Below are 16,949 nucleotides of genomic sequence, written 5' to 3'. Positions count from 1 at the left end.
GCAGCTTTGCAATTGGTTTCCCTTTCTAGCTCAAAATCAAGCTTGAATCACCTAATTCAAGCCTATCCTTCTATAAAAGCTCTCCATTTTCATCATAAAAGGAATCACAATTTTTCAATTTGGATTACCTACTATATTTGTCTTTTATATCGTAGTTCAACAGGTTTATTAGAAAAATGGCTATATTTTTTAGTGCCATCAAATCCAAAACCACATTTTTCATAAAACCTTCTTGCCCTTACGTTTGCCTCATAAACCCATAATGAAACCTGCTTACATCCTTCATCTTTTAATATTTTTATAACTGAATCCATTAATTGGGTAGCTAATCCTTTTCCCCAATATTCTTTCAGAAGATACATTGAATAAATAGAGCCACAATCTTCTAATTGCTCATCATTACCTTTATTAGCAAATACTAAACCGCAAGGTACGCCATCATGAATTCCAATCAAAACAATTTCTCCATCCTCTATAAACTTCTCAAATTGCTTTTGCCTTCTATCTTTATCTAAAAATCTAATTATTTCATCTTCTGGTATAATTTTACTATAAGCTGACCTCCAACTTTCAACAATAATATTTGCTAGTGCTTTAGCATCATCTTTTACAGCTCTTCTAACCTCATATGCCAATAAAATCACCTCTCAAAGCATAATGCTATCCCTTTCTTGCTTAAAAGTTTTTTTCCATGACTCTAATTTCTCAGTTTCCTTTAGAATGAATTGTGCTAATCATTAACTTTTTTAATAAACAGTTTTATATATTCTAATTTTTATGTTGAAATCTTTCCCTCCCTTTGCATGATTTTCCTATACTCTTTAGCCAAAAGCCAGACTTGAATTAGGGAATTATTCAAGCCTAAACCTCAATGGAAATTCATTTAATAAATGGTAAATCTAAAAATAGGATATTTATTCTTTACTCCTTTTCAGTTAACTTCTGTATTAATTTTTCTAGTCTTCTTATCCTAGTTTCTTCTTTCTTTGCTTCTTCAATCTTATTTATCTCTTCCCTTTTAATATAATATGGCAGCTCATTAAACTTTGAATTTGCTATTGGATTGCTTCTAATGGCTTCCAAAACATAGTCAGGTATATTCAAGATTCTCTCTTCTTTATCTGGTCTTAAGATTACATGAATGCTATCTCCTATTTCTTTTTTACATGCTGATTTCATAGCCTTATTATAAACCATATAGTGTCCATTCCTACTAGGTAACAATGTACCTAAAAAAGGATGACCATCAATTACAGCATGTACATTAAATCTACTTTTAGTTCCATACTCTTCTTCTACAGAGAATGGAACATAAAATACTGTCCACTGCATTTTGCCTTCAAGTTTTTGTAGAATTGCATTGAATTCCTTATTCATAGCAGCTCTCACTCACTTCTCTTATTTGATCTAATATTTCCTTATTCTGAGGAGAATTTTTAAATGGAATATCTAGCTTTGAACATGGATATTCCTCACAATATCCACAATTGTCTATACCCTTCTTAATTCCACATATCCGTATTTCACATTCGTTACAAAACTTAAAAGTAATTTTAGAATCTGCATGACAGCCAGTACAATTTATGTCTTCCGGACTAAGCTTATAGTTAGGACTCGAATATTCTTGAGAGAGCTTTATTTTTTGCTCTAAATCATTATTTTCTGTAGCTATAAATACTGGACAATCGTTACAAATCAACCCACAATATGAAACTATCCTATTCATTATATTTTCCTCCTTTCATCCTATAGAAAGTAAACTAGTATTTATTTTCTCATTTCGTTACATTATTAATATGTACTTAATGAATACTCTATTTACCTCCTTACCTCCATTAAGCCTTCTTGGCCGGTTTATAGGATGTGTACCCTACAATCTGCATCATTATCATTATTTGTAGTGTCAATGACAATATAGGCACTTTTTTCTAATTCTTCTAGTACTTTATTACATCCTATTATTGTATAATAATAGGATTAACTAACATTCCTTTTCTCTGTTAACATAGATATTCTACATTCTTATATAAAAAACCTTCTTTACCTTTGTAAAACTCTGAAAAAAGTCAGGCTTAAATTGTAAATTTCTAAGCCTGACCATCTACATACTCATATTAACCTTCTATGAACTTTATGAACTCTTCATGAAATTTATAATATTTCTCTTTGTTTAATTTTAGTGTTAAACCATCATATAATTTACCTCTTACAGTTCTGAAATTGATTTCTCTATTACATTCTTCAAATTCAATTTTGTCCATTAGCCCAAGTACTCTTATATTACCAGACCATGTCTGTGTATAAATATCCTTAATTCCTTTACTAAATAAATATTGGATAAATAAATCCCAAGCTGCTGTTGCATATCCTTTTCTTCTTGATGATAGGTCAGGAATGTTTATCCCAATTGTGCAATGACCATCATCTTGAGTATATTTAAAGTTATCATCAATACGATAAGCATTGCACCATCCAATATGCTTCCTTGACGCATCATTGATGCATATCTGAAAGCCCCATCTCATTCTGTCTACATCTTTCTCTTGTGAAAGCTGTTTTAACATTCTTTGTCTATATTCGTCTGGATTAAATTCTTCTTTTTCCCAGGGTGCATCCCACAATTGCCATTCCCTTTCTACCGTTTCCCAGTATATCCTATCTTCTATATCAGATTCTATAAAATCCCTAAGTATTACCTTCTTATTGCTTATTTCTAAATGATACTTATTAATTTTACAAATGTAAACATCCTCTCCATATTCGTCAATATAAGCTTTTTCAAATCCTAAGGACTGCCAAAATCTCTGATTGTCTTCATTGGATAAGTTTAAGGCAAAGTATTTCCCACCTTCTTTAATGACCTGGTCTTTTAAAAGATAAAAAAACTGTCTACCAAGGTTTTGATTTCTATATTTAGCATCTATACAATAATCAACGATAAGACATTTCCCATCCTCTGATAGATAGGTTACATAAGTACAAAATCCAACATATTCATTGTTTTTCATAAAGAAAATAATCTTTAATGGATCCTTATCTCGACTAAAAGCATTCATTATATGTTCCTTATATTCCTCTGAAAAAAACTATTTTACATCCTCTTCATTTAATGGTTTTCCCAGTGTGCAATTTGGGATTATATCTTTCCTCATATATTCATCTCTTTTTTCCCAAAATAAATCAATTTCTTTCTTAGATTTAACCTTATGTAACTTGAGCTCTAAATTCATACACTTCCTCCTAAAATTTATTGGAGGACTATTTTAGGTGTTTCCTCCTGCCACCTTTAAGTTTATAAGTTGTTTTATTAATCATATATACCACTTCCTTTCTGTACTTTTTATTTGAAAATATCTAAAGGGTTATCAATTTCTAATTTTTTATAACCTTTAATATCCTTTCTTTATATCCAAAAAATGTAGTACCTGTCTTACTATTATATATTCTATACTTTATAGAAAATCCCTTCTTTTATTTGCGCAATTTTCTTAATGTTCATTGTAAAAAAAACAGGCTTGAATTACCTAGTTCAAGCCTGACCTCCTACTACATTAACATATTTTCTTCTTGTAAATATATAGAATATGCCATATACAATTATAAACACCATTATGCTTATGACTGTTGGTATTGTTAAGCTATACTTCATAAGGTCGCTTAATACTGAAATGGCAACTATGCTATGGATTATCCCTACTATTAGTGGCAATAGGAAAAACATTCCTACCTGTTTTGAAACGGATTCATTAATTTCAAAATCTGTTGTTCCTATTTTCTTAAGTATTTCATACTTGCCTTTATCTCTGAAGGATTCGCTTAATATCTTAAAGTAGATTATGCTACCTGTGGCAAATACAAACACCAGAAATAGAAAAGCTCCAAGGAAATATACTATTCCTACTAAATCATAAAATGTAACACCAGCCATAAAGTAGGTATACAAGCCTGATTCCTCAGGTAATATTTCAGCTAACTTAAAGGTTAAATCCTTTGTGTTCTCAGGATTATCCAGTATGATTCCATTAAACTGTTTCTCTTCAAATTTTAACTTCAATACTGCATACTCTTCATCATTGACAATAACACAAGGAAAAGGCACTCCACTGCCAAATAAAGGAACCTTGGTTCGAGCTTTTATTTTATAGGCCTTATCCCCTACTTTTATATCTTTTTTTTCTAAGATATTCATAAATACCCCAGGTCTCTCTATATATGCTACTTCTTCCTCTAACAGTCCAATTTTAGATATTATTCTATCTCTGTCTTTAACATTAAGGTCTGTTAGTATCCTTTGAAAAGTAGATAATTTTACTACTACAATCTTTGAATCAGGAACAAATAGGAAGTTGGCTTTCTCCCTTAATTCAACGTTGTGATGTGAGTTCTCTATTATTTCATCTACCCTATCTATTTCTTCCTTGTTGCTAGAAATATAGGTAACAGTATATGGAACCTCTATTTTATGATTTTCGTCTACATAATATCTAAGAGAGCTTACTGTACCAAAGGAGGTTATACAGGTAGTTATCAACACAGCTACAGCTGCAAAGGTTCTATAGTTGTCCTTAATTCTAAAGGCTATGTTTGAAAAGCTTATAATATTTGTACCTTTATATAGAAATTTTTTTCTTTTTATGAAGTACCTAATAACCATAGATAAAAAAGAACCAAATAGCCAATAGGTGCCTATAATTACCAGAATTACTGTCCATAAGAGAGCATTGCCAAAGCCAAGTTTACCATAATTTACTGCAATATAGTATGCAACACCTATGATGATTAATGAGGCAAAACCTTTTAAATAATTGACTTTTGGAAGCTCTTCTGCCTTCTTCAATGTATTCATCAAATCAATCAAATTTGTTCTGATAATGTTTATATATCCCTTTAGGAAGGCTATGAACAGAATAACTGAATATACAATTATTGTCTCTATAAGAGCTTTTTTCGATATGAAGAAGTCAATTCTCATTTTTAGAAGGGCTGCCTTTGCAAGCAACATAAGAAACAACTTGCTGAACAAGGTTCCAAGTAACAGACCAATAACCAAGGACATTATCCCTAATAGTAATCCTTCCGATGCAAATATAAAGGCAATTTTATAGTTGTCAATTCCCATGAAGGCATATACACCTATTTCCTTTTTCCTTTGATTTAGAAAGAAGTTGCTAGAGTACATAATGAAGAATACTAGGAACAGTATCATAAGCAAGGATGCAGTCACTGATGAACTCTGTACATATATAGTTAAATCCTTTGTCTCTTGGAATTGAGGGTTGTATCTCATAGATACAAAATTATAATAAGTGGCTACTGAAAAAATCATTGCCATTAGATACATACCATAGGTCTTTATATTCCTTCTAAAACTCATAATGGTTAGTTTAAAGGAGCTCACCTACGCCACCTCCCATGGAACCAGCAAAGTCAATAATCCTCCTGAAAAACTCTTTTCTGCTAGAATCCTTATCCAGTCTTCCATGGATTTTTCCATCCTTTAAATATAGAATTCTCTTGCAATAACTGGCTGCAAAGGCATCGTGGGTAACCATTATAATAGTTGTATTTAATTCCTCGTTCATCCTCAAAAGGCAATGTAACAGGTCTTGTGAAGACTTGGAGTCCAATGCTCCAGTAGGTTCATCAGCAAAAACTATAGATGGCGATGTAATAATGGCTCTAGCTGCTGCTACTCTTTGCTTTTGTCCTCCTGACAATTGATAAGGATATTTCTTCAATTGATCCTTTAACCCAAAAAAGCTGCTTAACTTTTCCACCTTCTCTTTTATTTCATTTATACCCACCTTTGAAAGGGCTAAGGGTAATGCTATGTTATCTTGAATGGACATGTTATCTAAAAGATTAAAGTCTTGAAATAGAAATCCAATATTATTTCGTCTGAATATCGAAAGTTCCCTATTTTTCATAGTTAAAATGTCCTTACCTTTATAATATATATTTCCTGAAGTAGGCCTATCAATTGTAGATAGAACATTTAATAAGGTAGTCTTACCTGCTCCCGATGGACCCATTATTCCTAGGAATTCTCCCTTGTATACCTTTAGGTCAATACCATCTATAGCTGCAAAGACAATTCCCTTTGAGCCATATTCCTTCCTTAAGTTCCTTGTTTCAATTACTATTTCCATACTATCCCCTCCAACTTCATTAGAAAATTCTCTCCTGTAAAAGAGAGAATTTATTCTTTATCTATATTTTAGTCCTTATAAAGGTTTTATTCTATCACTTAAGGTGACAATGGAACTGCTAATATTACATTTTTGTCACTCTTAAATAATCTGATAGCTTGTAAAAAATTATTTTGAATTCAGTGTATTTTGACACTTGAGAGGATACTTCAATACTAAAGTTCAATTGGTCTGCAATCTTTTTACAAATATAAAGTCCCATGCCTGTAGACTTGCTTGTCTTTCTACCATTTTCTCCTGTAAATCCTCTGTCAAAAATCCTGCCTATATCCTTTTCAGGTATACCCATTCCATTGTCCCATATAGTAAGTATTACGCTTTCATCAGTTTCCTCTCCATGTATTTCAACTTTTCCATGGCTATCTACGTATTTACAGGCATTATTGATTATCTGCTCTATTACATAATAAGCCCACTTTCTATCAGTAAATATATTGAAATCCAGATTATCTATTCCTAGTTCTATTTTTTTAGATATAAATAAATTCATATTGTTTTTTATTACATTTTTAACTAGACTGCTTAAATTTACTTCTTCCACTATAAAATCCTGACTATAATTTGAGGCCCTGCTCATATGGAGTACCTGATTCACAAGGAAATTTATCCTTTCTGTTTCCTGCCTTAATTCCTTGGATAAATCATACAACTCTTCTTCCTCTAACTTATCAACCATAAGCTCACAGACTGATAGAGGTATTTTAACTTCGTGAACCCATTTTGTAATATAATCATTTATTTCTTCTAGATTCTCTTTTAGTTCCTCTGTCTCCCTTAGCTTTTCCCTATTCTTTAAGCCAATAATCTCCCTTATTAGTATTTGTTCCAATCTATTTCCGTTTGGGGCAAAGCTATCTATATCTTCTCCAAGTTCTATAGCCCTTTTTAATTCCCCATATGTACTTCGCCACTTTGCATAACCTATGGCTAAAAACACTAGGGAAATAAAGAAAAATATCAAATTCAAATAGAAAATATCTAACAATGATTTGTTTAAATCAACGCTGCTTATCAATATTAAGTTCATTATGAGAATCAGTAGGAAAAAATAGAGAATAGGCTTGTATGAGTCCTTCAAATATTTAAATATGCTCATGGTATCATATATCCTTGAGATTTTTTTGTTACTATAAAATCCTTTAAGCCTATATTCTCTAATTTATTCCTAAGCCTGTTCACATTTACTGTTAAAGTATTTTCACTAATGAAGTATTCGCTTTCCCAAAGGACTCTCATAATCTTATCTCTAGACACAATCTTTCCTTTGTTTCTCATAAGCAGCTGAAGTATTTTAAATTCATTTTTAGTAAGTTCTATATTTTCTCCATTATAGGTAAGGGTTCCATCATTAATATTTAGAATGGCTCCTTCACATTCAATTATCTGCCCGTCACCTTGTCCATAGGAGTAGGTTCTTCTAATAAGTGCCTGCATCTTTGCCAATAGTATATCCATGGAAAATGGCTTAGTCACATAATCATCTCCACCCATGTTAACTGCCATTACTATATCCATATTGCTATCCCTTGAAGACAGAAATATAATTGGAACCTTTGATATTTCCCTAATCTTTCTACACCAGTAAAATCCATCATAGTATGGTAAGTTTATATCCATAATAACTAAATGGGGATTGTGTTTTGCAAATTCCTGTAATATATCTTCAAAATCCTCAACAGCTACTCCGTTAAAGCTCCACTTGGAAATGCCTTCTTTTATATTATTGCAAAGGGTTTTATCATCTTCTACTATAAGTATCTTGTACATAGTATCACCTCAGATTATTAACTATCTAAAACTCTTTATAATTTTATTTATACCTATCATACATTTTATCTCAGCAAGTTGATATTCTCAAATTTAATATATTCTTTCCTTAAATATCCTATTTCTTAAATAGCAGATTACTAACACTTTTAATAAAAAGCCAGGTTAAGTTTTAGAATAATTCAACCTGACTTCCTTCAATAATTAAACATTTAGGAATTTACTTACCTCATTTTCTATTTCTTCAAATTGCATTTTTGCAATATATTCAATATTATATTGAGTATTTAACCTTCTAATAAATTCAGCACCTAAATAATATCCTGCATCACTTCTTATTCCTAGTACTTTAAACCAGCCCCCAAAAAATCCTGTGTTCCTTTTTCTTCATCAAATAATGCCTTTAAATATAGATTTTTCAACTGTCTTTCATTAGCTCTACATATATCAAACCACTCTTTACCTCTTGTATCAACTTCCTTATCCAGCAACTTGTATTGGAAAAACTGAGCAAATCCTTCTTCATATAAATACCAGATACCTTCATTAAAGATATTACTATCAATACTGCTGGGTAATTTATCTTCTCCTCTTATATGAAAGTGAATTACATGACACAGTTCATGGGCTACAAGTGATTCTAACTTTTCTATTGTATGCCAATTAAGTCTTGCAATCTTGTCTATTCCAAAAAGTATTGCTCTTTTATTATCGTAAGTATCTACCCATCCTGCACTATTACATAATCCACAATATAGAACTATAGTTACTTCTAGATTAAAATTAAATACTTTGCACATTCTTATATTTAAGCTATCTACGACTTGTAGAATACCTTCATGGGCAAGGACCATTTTACTAAAATCTTCTTTAGTTCTATTAAAGACCATTTCCTTTGCAATTTGTTTCCAGTCATAACCATTTAAGCTATAGTCTTCTTTGCACTTTATTTCTAGTTCTGGATATTTTGATATATAGCATTTTTCCCATAAATCCATTTTTTTTCTATAGTTAAATCTAATTTATCCTCAAAACATGACTTAAAATCCTTAAATGTATCTATAATATGTAACATAACATTAGTCTCCCTTTATAGTGTTATAATCTTTATTAAGCAAAGTTATAAAAGTTTCTTAATATTACAATATACAGACAGAAATATAAACCATGTGCCAATTTACTTAATGTCAATGAATTTGAGATAAAGAGTCCTACATATGAAAGCTTTGTTTTGATATAAAATTTTAGTATAGGTTTTTATGCTATATTATTTTTTAGTTTCTCAAGCCTTAACAATCTATTTTGTTATACAAATCTTGAATACAACACTTTAAATTCAGGCTTCGTAATATAGGAACAATACTTAATTTGACCATTAAAATTAAGTACATTTTGCAATCTAAAAAAACTTGCGGGAGCTTTAATATATTCCAATACTTTATCTTTAGAAATCCAAATTACCTCACTGGTTTCATTAGAAGCCTTTAGCTCTCCACTAACATAATCACAAATAAAATCAAACATAACCTTTGTTGGAACTGGTGTAACACCATCATAGTATAGATATTGTCCTACATTAGAGTATATACCTACCAAGGATTTTACTGATGCTATAACACCACTTTCCTCATATATTTCTCGCAAAAGTCCTTCTTCTATATTTTCACCAATTTCAATTTGTCCTCCAGGACAATCCCAGCCTCTATTATAAGTTTTAACGATAAGAATATTTCCTTTCTTGTCAAAAACATAGCCTCCAGCAGCAACAATATGTGTTGGCCAAGTCATACACAAGACCTCCTAATCAATCATTTAAAAGCATTTTTGAAACCCAAGGAATAAAAACTTGATGAAATTTGAATCCACATATTGAACCAATTATATTCAGCAAAATATCATCAACATCAAATTCCCTCGGTTAATTCTTCTCTACCAATTTTCTGCAATGAATATTATCTCATTTTTTTCTTTACTAATAGCAACAAGGCTTAACATGCCATGATTCCATTTAACTGGTCCATCTGATCTACTGTCAATAAGATAAATTGTAAAATCCTCTGGCAATTCTTCATAGCCTATGCCACTAAATATACCTGATAATATACCATTTTCTTCTGCTTCACTAGCATCTGCTTTTCCTATCCACTTCGCAACTTGTGAAAAATGATGGATATAGTTATTTATAGACTCTGAATCGGTTTCAAATTTTAGATTAAAATTTTCACCACCCATTCCAAAGGCAGGATTATATCTAAATACAATATTTCTTGCATTATCAGGAATTTCTTCTGGGAAGTGAGATATTAGCAGGTTTTCAGGATAACCCCTATGTTTCATAACTCTTTCATACTTTGCTATATCTGTAGTTTCAGTTGTTGCAGCATCTATGGATATAAATATAAAAGCAATAAACATTGCAATAGATAGGACTATAATGAGAAAGATTGTTATTATAATTGAATTTACAGCTTTTAGTTGTCCAATTCCAGTAAAATAAGTAACTACCCCAAAGCATATAAAAGGTATAGCAAATACTAATCCTACTAAATAATAGGGTTCAATTGCTGTTATGGTAACATATAAATAGACTCCAATAAATAATAGAAAGGAGATTATTGTCATTATAGCTGGAAATATTGCATTTCTTAATGAAAAAGAGCCCTTGTTTATATCCATAACATTCCTCCACAATAATATTTCTCACATATCAATTAAGATAAAACAATCATTCCCAACGTATATATTGAAATGACTGATCCATTTTGATTTTTGAACTAAATATTCCTATATTTTCTCATAAACTATAAGTTACATGATTATTAATATTAGGGATGTTGAGCTTTATAGTCACTTCTAAATCACTTTAATCCTTTAATCTTATTGGACATGTAATTAAAAAATGTCCTGTTTATTTTGCTTGATATTTCCTCTGGTAGCTTTTCAATTACTTCATCTGCTATTTCAACTAATTGCACAACCCCTTTAGGCAAAAAAGATGGTCCTAACAGGTCCATGGCTGATAATATTTTTTCATGCAAGTCACTGTCTAAACTTTTATAAAGCCTTTTAAACCCTAGCTTTGCATTGTTTTTGTCATATAAGTATCTCAAAATAATGGCTAGATCTCCACTTAAGTGACTAGCCAATCTTGAAGCCCATATTAAATCATTTCTACAATATGCTGCCTCAAATTCCAGTAAAGTAAAGGTAAATCCGTCAAATATATTTATAAAATCATCTTCACTTATAGTCAGGTTTTCAGCTTTATAATCTGAAAGCAATTTATTTGGATCATAAATTATTTTTATTTCATCAGTTTTTTGTAATGTTTCCAGTGTAACTGTGTAAAAATCAAAATGTAGCCCATTGTCAAAGACCGCTACTATTTGTGGCCCGACGAAATTTACTTCAGACCAATAGATTAAGGGTCTATATTGCTTTAAATAATTTAATTGTCTCTTTAAAAAGTCTTCCAACTCATCATCTTTTACAATACAATAAAAATCCACATCAGAATAATCATCTAAATCATTTCTGGCCATTGACCCTTTAAGAAATATTGCTCTAACACCACTGTCATTTTTTATTGCTTCACTAATTACACCAACTGCCTCTATTTGTCTCATTTTTTATCCTCCAATACTAATCATAATCACATCCTCTGCTTATAAATTAGATACCTATTCTAGATTCTTAGAAAATATAATTTCAAATCCATCCTCATTAATCTGTGAAAGTTCAAAACCAATAACCTTCCCTTCAAAAGGAGTAAACTTACTTTCAAGAAATGATTTCATTTCCTCTAATTTGGATTCAGCTTCTCCATAAATAGTACTATGGGGTATCCATAATTTATTTTCTTTTTTTGTCCATACATCACAATGAGAATCAAATTTTTCATGATATCTATTATAAAAGTCAGTAATTATACAACTAGGATTAACAATACATGCAATGCAGTTCCCACCAAGAACTTCAATGGCATTATACTGTACATTGAAAGCATGAATTCCCTTTATAAATTTCTCCGAATACTCTATTATCTCTTCCGGTTCAATTGCCACATAGTGAGCTAATGTTATATGTGGATATATGGATTTTCTAGGGACTCCATAACTAATAGATAATGCATCTCTATAAGCCTGAATTCTGTCTTTAGTTCCCTCATCTAAAGAAAAAATGGCACAAATTCTTTTCATTTTATCACCTTCATTCCATAACTAAATCTCTTTGTTCTGTGCAAAAACTACAGTCCACTATAATATTACCACGTTATGAAGTAAATTTTATTTTATCTTTAAGCCTTGTTTTACTTCCATCAATATAAACATTTTGATATAACCACTTACCCCAAGCATTATAGTCCTTTGAATACTTTTGGCTCAAATAGTCTATCAGTTTTTCAGCTAATTTAGCTCCAACAACATAATTATGTATATAAACTGGATCTATACTTCTAAAGGAATCATATGTCCATATACCTGAATCATTTACTTCCAAACCTAATTTATTATAATGCCTTACATATAGTTCTTCTGCTTTATTTAGGTCCTGCCATAAATCAAATTCCAAAAGTGCACTTATTGCGCATCTAGTATATTCCAATATCATCAATTCATATATTTTTTCTATATTATAGCTATCAAATAATATAACAGGTGCTATATATTCAAAAGCTACAGCCATTGCTTCATCTATGCTGGCTAGTAGGATTCTAAATAATCCTTCCTCTCTATTTAAACTGTATAATATAGCATGTCCCAATTCATGGAATAAAGTTCTTAAACCATCTAAAGATTCTATTGGCTCTACAACTATTCTAATGTCATTAGGCGAAAGTTCCGCTGCAAAACCTGAAAAACCTTCCTGCCTATATTCTATTTTTATCTTATCTTTCACCTCTATAAATCCAAGCTTATCTAATAATTCTTCTATTAGAACATTTAGATTATAGCTACTGTCTATCTTACTAATTTTATCTAAATCCTCAAACCAATTTTCAAGAGTAATATTATATTTCTTTATTATTTTTCTTGCTTTGTTAAGATTCTCATCCAAAAAATCATTTAACAATTATAATAGCTTTTCCTTATCTATTCCTTCAGTAGTTAATACTAGTTCAGGATATGAATCATATCCAAACTTAATAGCTAGTGCATTTCTCATATCCATTAACTGAAGAACATCCTTTTTCATTCTCCTTGCCATTTCTAGCTTATATTTGTAATTGTCTTTTCTAATCTCATGGGGTATATTTTCATCATAGTTATCTAAATTATCTATGCGATTTCTCAACTGGAAAACTTCAAAATCCTTATCTACAAGTTCTCTTGCTATCAATAAATTTGCAAATTCACTTTTAGGACCAGTAACTTTTATTTTATTTGAATACAAACATACCAATTTGCATATTTCACTATCTAGTACAGATAAATCATAATTACCTTCCTCAAAATAATTGCACCATCGTTGCTTCTTTAATTCCCAATGTTTTTCTAAATATAATTTCTCAAAATCTTTTAACATAGGCTATTCTCCTTCAATTGTTATTTTTGCCCAATATATAGGAAGTGTTCACTGGTTCCCATGAGATTTTTGTCTTGGCCTAATCTTTGGATATAGATCTTTTAAATAATCCTGTATAGGTGCATAGTTGGATATAAAAGAAGCAAATATAATACCATTTGGCTTTAGTAGCCTTAAAGCTCCCTCAATAGCAGCTTTTCTGTCTTTTTCATCTATTAACTGATATAGTGGTCCCATCAATAAAATAACATCATACTTTTCAGGTTCATATTCCTCTAGTTCCAGTGCATTTCCATGTACATAATCTTCTAATAAAATACCCCTTTCTGCTGATTTTTCCTTTGCAACCTCAATATTACGCCTTGATAAATCAAGTAATGTTACCTTATGCCCCTTTTCTGCCAAGTAAATAGAATACCTGCCTGGTACTCCTCCTATATCAAATATTTCTAGGTTTTTCCCTGTATATACTCATCAAGATACCGTTTTGTAATGTCAAATTCAATTTTGTGGCGTTCAAGCCTCTCCCATTCATCATATTCTTCATCATACCAAAGCTCAACTTTATCCATATTTTTTACTCCCCTATTGTAAATAGCTAAATCTATATATTTATCACTATATGTGCTATTGAATTCTTAAATCGTAAGACAATTGTTCAATGAATTCCTTAACAAGTTTTTTCAAATGTCTGCTTCTCTTTAGATCTTTCAATCATACAATCCCATACTATAGATAGTGCTCCAGTTTCATCAAGTAAGTCTGCTTCCATCAAGATAATCTACTCTACAGGAGTATCCTTAATGATAAGCAATTCCTTCTTGGAATGATTTCTTACAAGAAAAGCGACCTGGTCAGTAGATTCGGAATTCATTTCTAACTGGATTTAATGATTTTGAAAATATAGTAATAGGCTTGCCAGCCATTGCAAGGATCTCTAATGCAACGCTAAATTCAAAATAGTGCTATCAGGCTTATCGCCATCAAACCTCCTATTTATGATTTCTTTCCGATGTCGATAAGCCTGTGCTATAAGAAGTGACAATACTTTTTCTTCTAAAGATATTGCATTATTTCTCTTTTGACATGCTTAACCCTAGTCTTGTTAGATTATCATAAGCTAATAGATAATTATTGTATTCGTCTATACAAAAGTTAGGTCCAAGCTTTTCTTTTGCTTCTTGAAACGAAAGTCCTTTTCTTTCATTAAAAGTTGCACAAGGAAAATCGTTGCATTCCCCACAATGGTCAATGCATTTATTAATTACACACTCACGAACTGGACAATTCATATCTATACGCTTTGCATTGTTTTTAGAGCATCTACATCCATCACAGAATATTTTCTCTGTTGGTATATCAAGATCATAATATTTATTCCATATATCACTTAATTTTTCTCTCTCATCATTTATTTTTATATTAGAAGCAAAAGCTTTACATAAATCACACCTATATCCACACATTGTTACTTTCTTCATAATTAATCTCACTCCTTTTTGGGTTTCTTCTTGATTACTATCAATCTTTTTATATCTTCAATTAAGTCCATATCAGAAACATTAATCCATAACCATTTTCCATCATGATACTGACGAGTATTATCATAGATTTCAACTATATGAGATGAAAATTTCTCTAAGTTTGATTCAAATTTCTCCCTTTCTGCTCTCCCAAATATAACAAGGGCTGTAAATGTCTCCTCTTTTGCATAAAGAGCACATAAGGTTCTACCACTTCTACGATACTTTAATTCCCATGTCCCATACTTTCCACCATTATCCCATACAGGTTCAAAATCATAATGTGATTCTATGAACTCAACAAGTTCATACATGCTTCCAATGCTGTCTTCCCTAACAGGGATTCTAATTGTTCCTTATTAGTAATTATTTCTGGCATCTAAACCTCCTTATTACTCTAACTGACTAAATTTTACTCTGTACTAATCCTTTTAGCAAAACAACCCTCTCTTCTACTATTCTCCTATGTTCTTCATCGGTCCATTTAGGGTTTTTATTTTGCCAAAACTTTTGGCATGGGATCTCTGTACATTCACCGCAGTGAGTTAGTCCTTTTTCAATGACACTACATTCATAAAAGTCACAGATAGCTAGTCCTACTTCATCCAGCCAACATGCTTTTCCTTCTATAGCATAACATCCTTGGCAGTGTAATCCGTAAATCCTACAATCACTACAAATACATCCGCACACTCCGACATTTTTCTTTATTAAACATTCCCCTCCTTTTCTTTATATAACAAATATCCTTCCAATACCTCATCATATACCTGACCTATATACTTGTTGCCATTAGCAGTCTTCTTGCAATATTAATCTTACATGCTATTTTCCATATTCTATGCTTTTTTCCTTGATGGAGCTTTGATTCCATGGAAGAATGCTGTGCAAAGGTGTCTTAACTATAAGTGCTTATTTTGTGAAATAACTTCTTGTTACACCTTTATTCACGAATCCATTTCTGATATAGAACCTTTGAGCTGTTTCATTATTTATGGCAGTATCTGTATGCAAGTATCTATATCCTTTTCCTTTACAAAAATCAATTATATGGTTTAGGAATTCTGTTCCCAGGCCTTTCCCTTTTACCTTCTTATCAATGCCAATCCAAACCAAATAAATAGTATTCCTCTCCTTATTTCCTGTTAGTTTATCTATGTATCTTATTTCTGCACTTCCTAATGCTATATTGTTTTCATCATATAGTACAAACTTCTGCCTATTATCATCTATATCTGATACCTTAACACGGCTGTTATCTAGTTGTTGGATTTTCTTTTTACTCATATCACATACATAATAAATATTTTCATGTTCAATTCTAAATCCATTTTCACATAACAGCTCTCCAACATAACTATAATTTTCATGTAATTTACCATGGTTTCCATTACAGCTCATGCCCATTGCATGATAAAATGCATATATATCTTCAACATTATTCTCTTTAAAAAATTCCAGCGATAAGTCAAGTAATGCTTGACCAATATCATTTCTTGATTTATCAAAATATAAGTTGCGTATAACTCCTATATTAACATTTTCTGTTATCTTCCCTACTTCAGTAAAATGAAATGTAGGTATTCCATATTGTATAACCCCTCCAACATTATCATCTTCTTTTGAAATGAAAACTTTATTATATTTAAAAATAGTCATTCCTTCAAAGGTATCGTCAAATAACGATTCTACAAATGATTCATATGTTGTATTATAAAAATAAGGTATGCTTTCTCCAATTTTATTCCAATAATGAAATAGTATTTCTGCATTATTTCTGTTAACTTCAATAATCTGCATTATATCCCCCCTAAATTCTGTTTCAATTTTAAATAAACTCTAATAAGCTCATAAAAAGCCACTGGTTTTTCTACACATCTCCCCTTATCCATTTAATAATTAGTTTATGGCATTTACTAGTACT

At 31.0% G+C, this 16,949-nt stretch carries 22 protein-coding genes; all 22 read right to left on the bottom strand.

The genetic code is table 11. The annotated features are described in order from the left end of the window. Window positions 1–131 precede the first annotated feature (131 nt). Window positions 132–635, bottom strand: coding sequence for a GNAT family N-acetyltransferase (locus tag BLV68_RS07030; RefSeq protein WP_159428644.1), 504 nt, complete (start codon window positions 633–635; stop codon window positions 132–134). A 286-nt stretch (window positions 636–921) separates the two neighbouring features. Next, on the bottom strand, window positions 922–1,389 hold the full coding sequence (locus BLV68_RS07025; protein WP_143035253.1) for a YdeI/OmpD-associated family protein: 468 nt from the start codon (window positions 1,387–1,389) through the stop codon (window positions 922–924). Next, window positions 1,370–1,726: a DUF3795 domain-containing protein gene (locus tag BLV68_RS07020; RefSeq protein ID WP_093752252.1), complete on the bottom strand. Its 357-nt coding sequence runs from the start codon at window positions 1,724–1,726 to the stop codon at window positions 1,370–1,372. The genes BLV68_RS07025 and BLV68_RS07020 overlap by 20 nt, the downstream gene beginning before the upstream one ends. Before the next feature lie 388 nt (window positions 1,727–2,114). Then, window positions 2,115–3,056, bottom strand: coding sequence for a GNAT family N-acetyltransferase (locus BLV68_RS07015; RefSeq protein ID WP_093752250.1), 942 nt, complete (start codon window positions 3,054–3,056; stop codon window positions 2,115–2,117). Between the two features lie 30 nt (window positions 3,057–3,086). Then, entirely contained in the window at window positions 3,087–3,230 is a 144-nt protein-coding gene (locus BLV68_RS15440) for a hypothetical protein (RefSeq protein WP_159428643.1), read from the bottom strand. A gap of 299 nt (window positions 3,231–3,529) precedes the next feature. After that, window positions 3,530–5,398: an FtsX-like permease family protein gene (locus tag BLV68_RS07010; RefSeq protein WP_093752248.1), complete on the bottom strand. Its 1,869-nt coding sequence runs from the start codon at window positions 5,396–5,398 to the stop codon at window positions 3,530–3,532. After that, a complete protein-coding gene (locus BLV68_RS07005) occupies window positions 5,385–6,149 on the bottom strand; it encodes an ABC transporter ATP-binding protein (RefSeq protein WP_093752246.1) in 765 nt (254 codons plus the stop codon). Before BLV68_RS07005 ends, BLV68_RS07010 begins: the two co-directional genes overlap by 14 nt. A gap of 124 nt (window positions 6,150–6,273) precedes the next feature. After that, the gene (locus tag BLV68_RS07000) at window positions 6,274–7,305 is read right to left on the bottom strand and encodes a sensor histidine kinase (protein ID WP_093752244.1); all 1,032 of its coding nucleotides are present in this window, start codon (window positions 7,303–7,305) and stop codon (window positions 6,274–6,276) included. Then, a complete protein-coding gene (locus BLV68_RS06995) occupies window positions 7,302–7,976 on the bottom strand; it encodes a response regulator transcription factor (RefSeq protein WP_093752242.1) in 675 nt (224 codons plus the stop codon). The genes BLV68_RS07000 and BLV68_RS06995 overlap by 4 nt, the downstream gene beginning before the upstream one ends. A 341-nt stretch (window positions 7,977–8,317) precedes the next feature. Beyond that, window positions 8,318–8,974 carry a M48 family metallopeptidase gene (locus BLV68_RS06990; protein ID WP_093752240.1) on the bottom strand — a complete coding sequence of 219 codons (657 nt, stop codon included), beginning with the start codon at window positions 8,972–8,974 and terminating at the stop codon, window positions 8,318–8,320. 307 nt (window positions 8,975–9,281) lie between these two features. Next, window positions 9,282–9,764, bottom strand: coding sequence for an NUDIX hydrolase (locus BLV68_RS06985; protein WP_093752238.1), 483 nt, complete (start codon window positions 9,762–9,764; stop codon window positions 9,282–9,284). 141 nt (window positions 9,765–9,905) lie between these two features. Beyond that, entirely contained in the window at window positions 9,906–10,652 is a 747-nt protein-coding gene (locus BLV68_RS06980; protein ID WP_093752236.1) for a hypothetical protein, read from the bottom strand. Between the two features lie 182 nt (window positions 10,653–10,834). Then, entirely contained in the window at window positions 10,835–11,602 is a 768-nt protein-coding gene (locus BLV68_RS06975) for a nucleotidyltransferase domain-containing protein (protein WP_093752234.1), read from the bottom strand. 54 nt (window positions 11,603–11,656) lie between these two features. Then, window positions 11,657–12,175, bottom strand: a complete 519-nt coding sequence (locus BLV68_RS06970; protein ID WP_093752232.1) for a hypothetical protein — start codon at window positions 12,173–12,175, stop codon at window positions 11,657–11,659. A gap of 73 nt (window positions 12,176–12,248) precedes the next feature. After that, entirely contained in the window at window positions 12,249–13,049 is an 801-nt protein-coding gene (locus BLV68_RS06965) for a hypothetical protein (protein ID WP_093752230.1), read from the bottom strand. Beyond that, complete coding sequence (locus BLV68_RS06960) at window positions 13,050–13,502, bottom strand: hypothetical protein (protein WP_093752228.1); 453 nt, start codon at window positions 13,500–13,502, stop codon at window positions 13,050–13,052. Window positions 13,503–13,550: 48 nt separating this feature from the next. Continuing rightward, window positions 13,551–13,940 carry a class I SAM-dependent methyltransferase gene (locus BLV68_RS06955; protein ID WP_268807622.1) on the bottom strand — a complete coding sequence of 130 codons (390 nt, stop codon included), beginning with the start codon at window positions 13,938–13,940 and terminating at the stop codon, window positions 13,551–13,553. An 11-nt stretch (window positions 13,941–13,951) separates the two neighbouring features. After that, window positions 13,952–14,074 carry a hypothetical protein gene (locus BLV68_RS16100; RefSeq protein ID WP_268807619.1) on the bottom strand — a complete coding sequence of 41 codons (123 nt, stop codon included), beginning with the start codon at window positions 14,072–14,074 and terminating at the stop codon, window positions 13,952–13,954. 498 nt (window positions 14,075–14,572) lie between these two features. Next, window positions 14,573–14,983: a DUF3795 domain-containing protein gene (locus BLV68_RS06950; protein ID WP_093752226.1), complete on the bottom strand. Its 411-nt coding sequence runs from the start codon at window positions 14,981–14,983 to the stop codon at window positions 14,573–14,575. An 8-nt stretch (window positions 14,984–14,991) separates the two neighbouring features. Further along, on the bottom strand, window positions 14,992–15,339 hold the full coding sequence (locus BLV68_RS06945) for a DUF3788 domain-containing protein (RefSeq protein WP_093752224.1): 348 nt from the start codon (window positions 15,337–15,339) through the stop codon (window positions 14,992–14,994). 91 nt (window positions 15,340–15,430) lie between these two features. Continuing rightward, window positions 15,431–15,718 (bottom strand): DUF3795 domain-containing protein, encoded by a 288-nt coding sequence (locus BLV68_RS06940; protein WP_234949853.1) that lies wholly within the window; start codon window positions 15,716–15,718, stop codon window positions 15,431–15,433. A 219-nt stretch (window positions 15,719–15,937) separates the two neighbouring features. Then, window positions 15,938–16,825, bottom strand: a complete 888-nt coding sequence (locus BLV68_RS06935; protein WP_093752220.1) for a GNAT family N-acetyltransferase — start codon at window positions 16,823–16,825, stop codon at window positions 15,938–15,940. Window positions 16,826–16,949: the final 124 nt, after the last annotated feature.

The sequence above is a fragment of the Tepidimicrobium xylanilyticum genome (assembly GCF_900106765.1).
GTDB lineage: Bacteria > Bacillota > Clostridia > Tissierellales > Tepidimicrobiaceae > Tepidimicrobium > Tepidimicrobium xylanilyticum.
Note: the sequence above shows the minus strand (reverse complement) of the source record. Positions and strands in the feature narration are given on the sequence as shown.